Genomic DNA, 11,653 nt, shown 5'->3' with positions numbered 1-11,653 from the left:
CCGCTCAGGTGTTGGCGCGTTCAGTGCCCGCCAAAGGTTCCGAGCCGCCCGGCTCAGCGTCTTCCTGGTCGGTCCGCTCGGCGTCTCCGGCGCGCTCGGACGGCCTGGACGGCTTCGCCGGGTTCGCGATCGGCGCGATCCGCGGCGCCTCGTTGACCTCGGACCCGCTGCGCAGCCGCACCAGCGGACGCAAAAGCACCGATCTCCTCGGCGGCGCGTTCATGACGCATCCGATCGGATTGCCGCCCGCGCTCTTCAGGGCCGTCACGGCGGCCGCGGCCGGCGAGCGCCGGCCCTTCCGCGCGTCGAGCACGACCAGCACGAAGTTCGAGCGCCCAGCGAGCAGCGCCGCCTCGGCCGCTGTGGTCACCGCCGGCGTATCGATCACGACCAGCGCCCGGGTGGACAGGTTGTCGATCAGCAACTCGAGGTCCTCGACGTTGAACCACGGCGCCGCACCGGCCGGCGGACGGCCGCCCGGCAGCAGCCGCAGGCCGTCGAACGCCGTCGGCACCAGGGCCCGGTCCAGCGACCTGGAGTCGGCCAGCACGTCGGTGAGGCCGGGCGACTCGTCCGCCCCGAACACTGTGTGCAGGGCCGGCCGGCGCAGGTCGCCGCCGATCAGCACGACCTCCTTGCCGGTGTTCGCGAGCGCGATCGCCAGCTGGGACGCGACCGTGGTGGTGCCCGCGCGGCGGGCCGGGCTGGTGACCACGAAGCAGGCGCCGCGCCCGCGCGCGGGCAGCGTGGTGAGCTGTGCCGCCAGGTACCCGAACACCTCGCCGAGCGGCCCAGGCGGACCTGCCTCGGGTCGCAGCGGCAGCCGCTGCAGGATCGTCGGTACGTCGGCCAGTACCGGCAGGCCGGTGGTCCGGGTGACGTCGCCGTGGTCGCGCATCCGTCCCCGTGCCCTGTCCCACACGAACGCGAAACCGGCTCCGATCATCGCGCCGAGCACCAGACCGAGGCCGATCACGAGCGGCAGGTTCGGCTGGGTCGGCCGGTCCGGCAGCACCGGCTGCGTGATCACGTCCGCGAGCTTGATCTTGCGGTTCTGGTTGCGGTAGTTGATGTACGCCCGGGTGAAGGCCGCGACGCCCGTCAGGGCCCGTTCGGCTGTCGGCGCCTTGTAGCTGAACTGGAGAACGTTGGCGTTCACCGGCACCGAGACCGACAGGCCCTTGAGGGCTTCGCCCGGGCTGGTGTGCAGGACCACTGCGGCCGCATTGGTGACGACACCGGACGACGCGACCGTGCGCTGGGTCCCCATGTCGGGCTCGGCGGCGGAGTTCACCCGGGCCGGGTCGGGGTACACGATCACCTCCGAGCTGGCGACGTACGACGTGGGTCTGGTGACCGTGGCGGCGACCGCTCCGGCAACGGTGAGCAGGGTCAGCGCGATGATCATCGGCAGGTAGGTGCGGACGAAGCCCCGCGATCCGGGCCGGCTCAGGGTCATTCGCCTCATCGGGCCGCTCCTGTAGGTAGGACGTCGGACAGCTCCATCATCCGCCCCCGCGACGCCTTGGTGGGTGATTCGGTCGATTCTGTTATGTCAGGTGACTTCACAAAGGTCAGCGCGAGCAGCGAGAACAGCAGGTCCGCCGCCCCCCGGTAGGTCAGGTGCGGATCGAAGATCATCATCGCGACGATCGCGGTGATCGCCGTGAACGCTGCCAACGCCGCGACCGAGCTCTCGTCACGCAGGCCCTCGGTCTGCCGCCACAGCCGGGGCAGCGACACCCAGACAAGAGCGACGAACGCGGCGAACAGCGGGATCCCGCCGCCCCAGAGCAACCAGGTGTAGCCACTCTCGATCCACACGTAACCGGTGCCCTGGGTGGGCACGACGACGCGGGCCGACGGGCGGACGCCGAACAGCACGTTCTGGCCGGAGAACAGGTCCGGCCAGAAGTACGTCGACAGGTTGTACCAGCGCACGATCCAGCTGTTCGGCCAGCCGCTGGCCGACTGGAAGCCGACGAGCCGGTGTGAGACCGCGGGCCAGGCCGCGATCAGTGCGACCCCGAGCCCGACCGGTGCGTACCGCAGCAGGTCGAGCCGGCGCAGCCCGGCGGTCAGGCAGACGATCGCGACCACCAGGCCGAGCGCGCAGGAGAACTCACCGGCCGCGAAAACACCCACGACGCAGACCACCGAGGCGCCGGCCAGGAAGAGGGTCAGATACAGGTTGTGCGGCCGCTTCCACAGCAGGCCGACCGCGATCGCCAGGCTGAAGATCAGCACGTCGGCTGTTGCCGCGGGCAACGCCAGGGTGGAGCTGCCGCGCGGGATCGACAGCGCGTCGGCGTACCCGAACGGCGCCCAGTAGGTGAGCAGCAGCGACCGGACGCCCAGCATGTCCAGCGACTGCAGGATGCCCAGCGTGCCGAGCAGCCCGGCGGCCGCGACCGCGGCGAGCAGGCAGCGGCGGACCTCCGCCTGGGTGTGCACCGCTGCGCGCACGATCCCGTACACGCCGAGGAACTTCCACATCACCAGGGCGTACGAGATGTCGTCGGCGATGATCGGCCGGCCGACGAGGTGCATCCAGGCCAGCGGCAGCACCGAGCTGGTGACCGCCAGCGCCACCAGCGTCACCTCGATCGGGTTGAGCTGGATCCTCAGCCGCGTGCCCGGGCGGTACCGGAAGAGGAACCGGACGACGAGGATCCCGGCCAGCAAGACGGCCAGCCCCTCGTTCGGCCGCAGCGCCGGAATCAGCCGCCCGCGGTCGATTCCCGCGAGGGTCGGAGTCAGACCGATGATCAGGTACGCCGCGGTGGCCGGCCGGCGCCATACCACGACCACCACCCCGGCGACTGCCACCAGGCCCACCGCCGCGACCGGTGAGACGGCGAGCAGCGCGCCGGTGAGGACCGCAACCAGGGCCGCCGAAAGTGCCAGGCCGGGGAGCACAACCCGATCCATCAGGACGCCTCACCGGCCGGTGCGCCGGCTCTGCGGGGGATCGGCAGGGCGGCGGTCAGCCAGGACAGCTCGGGTGCGTGCAGCAACGCCTGGACGGCGCCGAACACCACGAGCCCGGCGAGGCTGCCGGCGCACAGCGCGAGCGCCTGCCCGAGCCGGCCGTCGACCGCGCTACCGACCAGCTGCGCCACAAGGTACGCCGGTCCGGCCATCAGCGCCGAGCCGAGCGTGGTGCGGCCCAGCGACCGCAGCAGCGACGAGCGGTCCCAGCCGCGGGTCATCCGCAGGAGCAGGTGGATGCCACCGGCAACGGCAGCCACCGTGTACGCCGCTCCGAGCGCGGACAGCAGCCGGTCCGGGGGCGCCAGCAGAGCGGTACCGCACAGTGCCAGGCAGACGACGGCCTGGAACGCCATCGAGGTCAGCGGGGTCCGGGCGTCCTCGCGGGTGTAGCAGGCTTGGGTGGTCACGAAGAACATCGTCTCTCCGACCAGCCCCAACGCAATGGCCGCGAGCGCACCGGCGATCAATGCGCGGCCATGCTCGGAGGCCATCGGTCCGGCCGCGATCGTCGCCGCGGTCGGCCCCGAGAGTGCGATGTAACCGACCGCCGCCGGAACCGCGAGGAACAGCGCGAGGCCGAGTCCCTGCAGGAATGTCGGCGCGAACTCTGCCGACCGGGCCTGGTGCAGACGTGCCAGCCGGGGGAGGAGGGCCAGCGCCACGGGGGTCGCGGCCAGCGCGATCGGCAGATAGTAGAAGTTCAGCGCCATCTGGATCGCCACGGTGCCGCCGGCCACCCGGTTCGACACGAGCAGCAGCGTCAGCAGCTGCACCGCGAGCAGACTGGCCTGGGCGACGGCGCGCATGGCCCGGCGGATGGTCGCCAGGACTTCGGGATCGCGCCAGCCGGCCCGGGGGACCAGTCGTACGCCGGCCCGCCTGGCACCCCACCACTGCACCGCCGCATGGGCCGCGACCGCTCCTGTGGACCCCAGACCGAGCAGCAGGATCTGCCCGGTCGGTCGGGCTCCGAGCTCGTGGCCGGTGCCGTACAGCAGGCCGGACAGCACCAGTACGACGATGATGCCGGCGTTCTCGACCAGCGGCGCCGCGGCAGCCAGTGCGAATCGGCGATGGGCGTACATCGCCGCGGTGGCCGAGCCGACCACGGCGTACAGGAACACCTGCGGGATGGTGAGCAGCACCAGCAACCGGGCGACGCCGACCTGGTCGGTGCCCGAGAGCCTTTCGCCGCCGAGCGAAGTGACACGGAGGAGTTCCGGCAGCAGCACCACTGCCACCGGCGCAAGTACGAGCAGCCCGGCCAGCGCCACGCCGAGGAAGCCGCCGCTGACCCGGGCCGTGTCGCGGGGCCGGCGCTGGTCGATGTGCTGTACGAGCGCCGGTACCAGCAGCGAGACGAACAGCGAGCCCGCGAGGAACCCGTAGTAGATGAGGTTCGGCAACGAGTTGGTCAGCTGGTAGGTGTTGCCGAGGAACGTCGGCCCGAGCACGGCACCGATCACGATCACCCGGACCACGCCCGTGATCCGGCTCAGCGCGGTCCAGACGCCGACCGTCATGGTGTCCTTGGCGGTCCCGGAGCCGCTGGTCAGGTCGGCACTGTCGGCGAAGTGGGCAGGCGGCGACCCTCCGGCCTTCCCGTGCTTCGCGTCCGGGGCCGCTTCGACGGGCGGCACCTGCTCGGTCCGCCCGTCCGGAGTGGCGTTCGCCGTCATCCGACCGCCGTCCCCTACCGGCCCGTGCTGCCGAGCACCGCGGGGATCGTCCGGAGCAGCACCAGCAAATCCAGCCAGGCGCTGCGCCGCTGCGTGTAGTCCACGTCGATGCGCAGCCCTTGCGTCATGGTCAGCCGGTTGCGGCCGCTGACCTGCCACAGGCCGGTGATGCCGGGCGGCACCTCGAACCGCACTCCCGCCCAGGGCGGCAGCATCTCCAGCTCGGCCGGCAGCATCGGGCGGGGTCCGACGACGGACATGTCGCCGCGCAGTACGTTCAGCAGCTGTGGCAGCTCGTCCAGGCTGGTTCTGCGCAGCAGTGCGCCGAGTCTGGTGATCCGCGGGTCGTGATCCAGTTTGTACAGGCCGTCGACCGCCTCCACCTCGCCGGCCATCAGCCGCCGTACGTAGTCGAGGTGCAGCTGCTGGTCCGCGTCGATGCGCATGGTGCGGAACTTCAGCATCACGAACGTACGCCGGTTCGCACCGACCCGGACCTGCCGGAACAGCGCCGGGCCGGGACTGGTCGCTCGGACGAGCACGAACATCACCAGCATCAGCGGGGACAGCAGCACCATCCCGATGGAGGCCAGGGCCAGATCCATGGATCGTTTGCCCCACCCCACCGGGACAGCGCCGCTCACTCCGCGTTGTGGGGCATGCCGGGGTCCGGTGTCGACACTGGACCTGACCCGGCCGCGGAGGAGACTCATACCCGGCCCTCCCTGTCGGCGCTCGCCGTTGCGCTGAACGTGAACCTGGAGGCGGACGCGTCGTCGGCCTCGATCCGCTGGCAGATGTCCACGAGCCCGTCGACCGTGCCGCGCACCCGCGCCGGGTTGCCGTAGGCAACGCACTTCGGGGGCAGGTCACGGGTTACCACCGAGCCCGCGCCGACGATGCAGCCCTCGCCGATCCGCACGAACGGCAGCACGGTGACGTTCACCCCGAGCTGCGCTCCGGCGCCGATCGCGGGCCCGGACATCACCTCCGCGGACTCCTCACGGCCCGGGTACAGGTCGTTGGCCAGCGTCACCCCGGGCGCAAGGAAGGCACCGTCACCGATGTCGGTGTACTGCGCTACATAACAGTTCGTGTGGATCTTGACGCCGTCGCCGATCCGGCAGCCGTAGTCGACCACTGTGTTGCTCCACACCGAGACGTCGTCGCCGATCTCGCACTGCTCGCGGATCACGACGTTGTGCCCGGTCTCGAATCGCGCGCCGATCCGCGAGCCGCCGTACAGGACGGAACCGCTGCGCAGCCGGGCGTCCGGTCCGAGCTCCAGCTCCGGGTCGACGGGCCGGGCCGGTGGATAGCCGATCTGAACCCCGGCGTCGGCGGTGGTCATCGGCTGGTCCTCGCCACGACGGCGTTCAGCCGATCCGCGACCCGTTCCGCGTCCTGCGTGCCCAGGTGCGGGAACATCGGCAGCGACAGCAGCCGGCCGGCCGCGGCCTCGACCACCGGCAGTTCGCCGGTCGCGTGCTCGGCGTACGGCGCCATCAGGTGGCACGGCGCCGCGTAGTGGATGCCGGTGCCGATGCCCTCGGCCGCGAGGTCCGCGCGGACCCGGTCCCGGTCGTCCACCTGTACGACGGCCAGGTGACAGCTCCCGGCGCTGCCCTCGAGTTCGTCGACCAGAGTCGCTGCTGCCGGGTCGATGCGTTCGGCGTACACGGCCCTCAGCCGGCGCCGGGACGCGTTCCACTCGTCGAGCCGCTTCAGCTTCGCTGACAGCACCACCGCCTGGAGCGCGTCGAGCCGGCTGTTCGTACCCAGGACGTCGTGCCGGAAGTGACCGCCGACCGCGTTCTGGGCCCGGCCGTGATCGCGCATCGAGAGCAGCAGTTCCACGAGTCGTGCGTCCGAGGTGACCACCGCGCCCGCGTCCCCGAAGGCGCCGAGATTCTTGCCGGGATAGAAGCTGAAGCAGGCCGCACGGCCGAACGACCCCGCCCGCCGGCCGTCCCAGGTCGCGCCGTGTGCCTGTGCCGCATCCTCGACGAGCATCAGCCCCAGGTCGTCGGCCAGTGCCGCGATCGCGGTCAGGTCGGGCATCTGCCCGTACAGGTGCACCGGAATCAGAGCCTTCGTCGCCGGAGTCACGGCGGCCTTGAGGGTGTCCGCGGTGACCAGCAGGGTGCGCTCGTCGACGTCGGCGAACCGCGGTACCGCACCGGCCAGCACGACCGCCTCGACCGTGGCCACGAACGTGTTGGCGGGTACGACGACCTCGTCACCCGGGCCGATCCCGAGCCCGCGCAGCACCAGGTGCAACGCGTCGGTCCCGTTCGCGACCCCGACCGCGTACTCGGTGCCGCAGTACTGCGCCCACTCGGCCTCGAACCGTGTCACCGCAGCACCGCCGACGAACCGCGCGGTGCGGACGATCTCGTCCCAGCCGGTCCGGACCTCGTCCGCGACCTCGCGATTGACGCCGGTGAGGTCGAGGAACGGGATCTGGTTGTCGCCCGCCGTCACAGCAGTTCCCTGACGGCGGACGGCCGCACGGACCCGCCGGCAATCTCGTCCAGGCGGACCGGGCGGCCCTGCTCCGCCGAGCGCTGCGCGGCCTCGAGCACCTCGACCACCGCCAGGCCGTTCTCGCCGTCGGTCAGCGGATGCATGCCGCTGATCGCACAGTCCAGGAAGTGCTCGTCCTCGAGCTTCAGCGGCTCGTTGACCAGCAGGAACGGCGCGACCACGTCGCCGTACCGGTACGACATCGGCGGCTGGGTCAGGTCCAGCCCGGAGTCAGGACGCTCGGACACGCCCTTGTCGTGGACCTTGATCCGCTCCTCGGTGGCGAGGTCGTTGAAGATCACCATCTTCTCGCTGCCGACGATCGTGACCCGGCGGACCTTGCACGGGTCCAGCCAGCTGACGTGCACGTTCGCGATCACGTCGGGGTTGTCGTAGCGCAGCCGCAGGTAGCCGACATCCTCGAGCTGGCGGTGCGCATGGCGTGACGACCAGCACTTCACGCTGACCGGCTTGGCACCGAGCACGTAGTTGAGGATCGAGATGTCGTGCGGCGCGAGGTCGAACAGGACATTGCAGTCGTTCTGGTACAGGCCGAGGTTCAGCCGCGCGGTGTCCAGGTAGTACAGCTCACCGAGCTCGCGGCTCTGTACCATCTCGCGCAGCTTCCACACGGCGGAGTGGTACTCGAAAGTGTGGCCCACCATGAGCACCACGCCCTTGGCCTGCGCCGCATCGAGCATCGTGCGGGCGTCGGCCGAGGTGGTCGCCAGCGGCTTCTCGACCAGCACGTGCACGCCGGCCTCGATCGCCGTCAGTGCGAGCGGCCTGTGCGTACTCGGCGGCGTCGCGATGATCACCGCGTCCAGGTTCGGCAACGCCTCCGGCAACGTCGTGTAGCTGTCCATCGCCGGATAGTTGCGGCTCAACTGCAGCGCGCGTTCGGGATTCGGGTCCACCACCGCGACCCGGTCCACCGAGTCCAGTGAATGCAGCACGCGGACATGTTTCGAACCCCAGTAACCACACCCGACCACGCCCACGCGCAGCCCAGCACCATTCGCCATCTCGAGAACCCCCACTGAGTTCAAGCCCTGACTTCGAACAATGGTTCCGCTGGGCAAGTTGCACTCTGCGGAATCTCCTTTGACCGGCCCCCCAGTCAGTATCCAGGCGGATTCCCCCGAACCGCCCTCACAATGAAAACCCTACGTCTGAATCGACGGAAAAACCAGTCCTGAAGCGCGGCTCAGGCTGGCAGCAATGAATACAGAATGGCGTCAGCAATTCCCGTGAAATTATCGTCCGGCGACCGTGTTATTGCGGCCGCCGGCTGCCTCTCTTTGAGTTTGTTCGCCATTCCCTGAATAGCATTTTCGAGACTATGAAGACCGCATTTACCGGGTTACGGTCAAGCACCCGGTACAGGTACCGGAACCGCCGTCGGAATTGGTCACGGTGACGTTGCGCGCGCCGAGCGTGGCCGTGGAGCTGACGACCAGCGTCAGGCTGATCTGGGTGGCGCTGCGCCCGGAGACGACGATGGTGATCCCGTTGCCGGAGATGCTGACCTGTGAGGTGGAGCTGAACCCGCTGCCGTTGATCCCGACGGGCGCGAGCAACGAGCCGGTCCGTACGGTGGCCGGCGATGCGCCGGTCGGCACGGGCGCGCCGGCGACGGTCAGGCAGTTCGTGCACACCGCGTCGAGCGTGCCGGTGCGGCTGGCCACCACGTCGCGGGCTCCGGTCGGCGCAGCAGCCGCGACGTTCACGGTGAGTCGGGCCAAGCCCGAGCTGAGCAGGTTCTTCGCCAGCACGGTGACGCCGGCGCCGCCCACCGAGAAGGTCGTCGCGCTGGTGAAGCCCGAGCCGAGCACGTCGATCGTGCGCTGGGTGGCGCCCTGTCCGGCGGTCGACGGGGACACGCTCGAGATGGTCATGGCGCTGCGGGTCTGGACAGACACGTTGCTGCTGTGCCCGGTGTTCCCTGCGGTGTCGGCCTGGCCGGCCTGCAATGTGTACGTCCCGGCCGGGAGACCCGCGACCGAGCTGCTCCAGGTGCCGTTCGCGGCGACCGCGGCGGTCTGCGTGCGGACGGTGGTGGTGCCGCTCAGTACGGTCAGCGTCACCTGGGCGGTGTCGCCGGCCGTGATGCCGGCGGTTCCCGACACGGTGAACGGTGTGGTTGTGACCGCCGAGCCGCTGGCCGGGCGGGTGATCCGGACGACCGGTGGGGTGGTGTCGACGGTGAACACCACTGTGCTGGTGCCGGTGTTGCCGGCTGCGTCGGACTGCGAGGCAACCGCGGTATAGGTGCCCTGCGCCAGTGTGGCCGCCGTGACCGAGAACGAGCCCAGCTCGTCCATCGTCGTGTTGAGCGTCTGGACGGGCGCGCCGGTCGTGGCGGTGCCGTTGTAGATCCGGACGGCGACAGCGGCGTTGTCACCGGGCGCCGTACCACCTGTGCCGCTGATCGTCGGCGTGGTGACGTTCGTCCGCGAGCCGTTCTCCGGCGCGCTGATCTGGAGCGCGGGCGGCGTCGTGTCGGTGCCGATCGTGAAGGTGATCGGCGCGCTGTACCCGGTCACGCCAGAGTCCGTCTGCCTGGCCTGCACGGTGTAGGTGCTGCCGACTGTCAGCGCGCCGGCCGGAGTCGTCGACCAGGCACCGTTGTTGTTGGTTGCCGTCTCGGACTCGATCGGGGTTCCGGTGCTGTACGGCCCGGCGTACAGGTCGACCGTCACGCTGCCGCCCCCGGTGGCCGCCGTACCGGTGATCTGCGGCGGAGCCTGCACGGTGCCGCCGAGCGCTGGTGCGGTGATCCGTACGTTCGGCACCGTGCTGGTGCCGTTGAGCACCTCGGAGATGCTCTTGACCGAGATACCGCGGTTCGCGTTCGCCGCGGCCCAGTCCAGGAACTGGAACAGCGTGGTGTCGGAGACCGTGCGGTAGCCACTCATGCAGGTGTCGAACCCAGACGTCCCGGCATAGCAGACCTGGTGGAAGATGATCGGGATCCAGCCCCCCGAGCGGGCCGCGGCACCGTTGACGGCGTCCTGCAGCCACTGCAGGGTTATCGGTCCGTTGTCGTAGGTGCCGAGCGCCTTGTACGACCAGGGCTCCGGTGGCGGAACGGTCTCGCTGAACAGCGGTCCGCCGACCAGCAGGCTGCCGCCCGTGCGCCCGCTCTGGTACCCGCACGCCTGCACGATGCCTGCTGCCTCGGCGTTGAACGTCGCAAACGGGTAGGCGAAGTTCTGCGGCGAGAAGCCCAGCGCCTGTAGCCGCGCCCTGTCGTAGCACGCCTCGTGCCACTTGTAGTCGTAGTTCGTGCCGGTCGCCGTCATGTCGATGTGGTCCAGCGTATGCCCGCCGATGTCGTTGCCGTCGTTCGCGAGGGCGTGGATCTGGGCCCAGGTCATCGCGCCCGCCTCCTGGCCGTCCTGCGCACCGGTGGTGATGAAGAAGGTGCCGTGAACGTTGTGTGAGGCAAGGATCTGGCGGACGCCGTACTGCGACGCGTCGCCGTCGTCGAAAGTCAGTGAGGCCCAAGTCGGCCGCGGTGGCAGCACCGGCTGTGCCGGGGCACCCATCACATCGCGGACACGCTCGACCTGCGTCCCCGCGGGAGCGCCGTTCTGCAGCCAGTCCAGGAATGCCGACAGTACGCCGGAGTCGATCGGATGCCAGCCGCTCATACACGACGAGTAGTTCGGGTCCGAGGCGCCGCAGACGCTGTCGAACGCGATCGGCACCCAGCCACCACCGTTGCTCGAGGCAACATTCACCGCGTCCTGCAGGTCGCTGAGCTGGATCGGCGACCCGGCCGCGCCGGGCGTGCTGATCCAGTACGGGTCGGCCGGCGGGAGAGCGTTGGCGGGTCTGCCGGCGTACAGCCCGCCGACGGTCCGGCCGGACAGGTAGCCGCAGCCTTGCACGATCGCCTCGGCCGATGCGTCCACTGCCGCGAACGGGTAGCTGAAGCTCTTCGGGTCGTAACCGAGGGCGCTCAGCCGGCCCTTGTCACTGCAGACCTGGTCCTGCTTGTAGGCCAGGGTCGTGCCCGGATCGGTCAGGTCGACGTGGTCCTTGGTCAGGCCGCCGATCTCGTCGCCGTCGCGGTACAGGTCGTCGACGTGCCAGGTGGCCATGTAGCCAGGCGCGTTGGCCTCGATGACCTTGCTGGACACATAGAAGGTGCCGGTCATGTTGTGCGCCTGCAGCACCGGCCTGCCGTAGGTGTACTGCGACATCAGACCGTCGTTGAACGTCAGAGAGACGACGGTCGACCCGGCGGCGCTCGCCACCTGTGGGATCGAGGCCGACGCCATCGCGACAGCCAGAAGAAGTATGCCGGTCGCGCGTTTCGCGTGAACGCCGGCGCCGAAGATCCGCCCCATGTGCCGTGGCCCCCCAGCCAAGTCAGTGCTACCCCGCACCAGACGGCTGGCCCCCAGTCGCACCGTCCCCCCATCGCGAGATTAGCACCGGTAGCC

The 11,653-nt window shown here is 69.9% G+C and carries 8 protein-coding genes; all 8 read right to left on the bottom strand.

Annotation, left to right across the window (positions count from 1 at the left end):
• Positions 1–4 precede the first annotated feature (4 nt).
• The 8 genes from ACFV9C_RS28740 to ACFV9C_RS28705 all read right to left on the bottom strand — a co-directional run bounded on the left by ACFV9C_RS28740 (position 5) and on the right by ACFV9C_RS28705 (position 11,557).
• Positions 5–1,468 carry a hypothetical protein gene (locus ACFV9C_RS28740; RefSeq protein ID WP_380198533.1) on the bottom strand — a complete coding sequence of 488 codons (1,464 nt, stop codon included), beginning with the start codon at positions 1,466–1,468 and terminating at the stop codon, positions 5–7.
• On the bottom strand, positions 1,465–2,931 hold the full coding sequence (locus ACFV9C_RS28735; RefSeq protein WP_380198531.1) for a hypothetical protein: 1,467 nt from the start codon (positions 2,929–2,931) through the stop codon (positions 1,465–1,467). The genes ACFV9C_RS28740 and ACFV9C_RS28735 overlap by 4 nt, the downstream gene beginning before the upstream one ends.
• Positions 2,931–4,673, bottom strand: coding sequence for a murein biosynthesis integral membrane protein MurJ (gene murJ / locus ACFV9C_RS28730; protein WP_380198528.1), 1,743 nt, complete (start codon positions 4,671–4,673; stop codon positions 2,931–2,933). Before murJ ends, ACFV9C_RS28735 begins: the two co-directional genes overlap by 1 nt.
• 14 nt (positions 4,674–4,687) lie before the next feature.
• Entirely contained in the window at positions 4,688–5,278 is a 591-nt protein-coding gene (locus ACFV9C_RS28725) for a sugar transferase (RefSeq protein ID WP_380198526.1), read from the bottom strand.
• A gap of 104 nt (positions 5,279–5,382) precedes the next feature.
• Complete coding sequence (locus tag ACFV9C_RS28720; protein WP_380198524.1) at positions 5,383–6,024, bottom strand: DapH/DapD/GlmU-related protein; 642 nt, start codon at positions 6,022–6,024, stop codon at positions 5,383–5,385.
• Positions 6,021–7,157, bottom strand: a complete 1,137-nt coding sequence (locus ACFV9C_RS28715) for a DegT/DnrJ/EryC1/StrS family aminotransferase (protein ID WP_380198522.1) — start codon at positions 7,155–7,157, stop codon at positions 6,021–6,023. Before ACFV9C_RS28715 ends, ACFV9C_RS28720 begins: the two co-directional genes overlap by 4 nt.
• Positions 7,154–8,224: a Gfo/Idh/MocA family protein gene (locus tag ACFV9C_RS28710; RefSeq protein WP_380198520.1), complete on the bottom strand. Its 1,071-nt coding sequence runs from the start codon at positions 8,222–8,224 to the stop codon at positions 7,154–7,156. The genes ACFV9C_RS28715 and ACFV9C_RS28710 overlap by 4 nt, the downstream gene beginning before the upstream one ends.
• A gap of 330 nt (positions 8,225–8,554) precedes the next feature.
• Positions 8,555–11,557, bottom strand: coding sequence for a polysaccharide deacetylase family protein (locus ACFV9C_RS28705; protein WP_380198518.1), 3,003 nt, complete (start codon positions 11,555–11,557; stop codon positions 8,555–8,557).
• Positions 11,558–11,653: the final 96 nt, after the last annotated feature.

The sequence above is a fragment of the Kribbella sp. NPDC059898 genome (assembly GCF_042730855.1).
Taxonomy (GTDB): Bacteria; Actinomycetota; Actinomycetes; order Propionibacteriales; family Kribbellaceae; genus Kribbella.
This window is presented reverse-complemented; position numbering and strand designations above follow the sequence as displayed.

Coding starts and splice junctions, on each gene's coding strand:
- ACFV9C_RS28740 (WP_380198533.1), bottom strand. CDS start 1,468: ATGAGGCGAATGACCCTGAGCCGGCCCGGATCGCGGGGCTTCGTCCGC.
- ACFV9C_RS28735 (WP_380198531.1), bottom strand. CDS start 2,931: ATGGATCGGGTTGTGCTCCCCGGCCTGGCACTTTCGGCGGCCCTGGTT.
- murJ (WP_380198528.1), bottom strand. CDS start 4,673: ATGACGGCGAACGCCACTCCGGACGGGCGGACCGAGCAGGTGCCGCCC.
- ACFV9C_RS28725 (WP_380198526.1), bottom strand. CDS start 5,278: ATGGATCTGGCCCTGGCCTCCATCGGGATGGTGCTGCTGTCCCCGCTG.
- ACFV9C_RS28720 (WP_380198524.1), bottom strand. CDS start 6,024: ATGACCACCGCCGACGCCGGGGTTCAGATCGGCTATCCACCGGCCCGG.
- ACFV9C_RS28710 (WP_380198520.1), bottom strand. CDS start 8,224: ATGGCGAATGGTGCTGGGCTGCGCGTGGGCGTGGTCGGGTGTGGTTAC.
- ACFV9C_RS28705 (WP_380198518.1), bottom strand. CDS start 11,557: ATGGGGCGGATCTTCGGCGCCGGCGTTCACGCGAAACGCGCGACCGGC.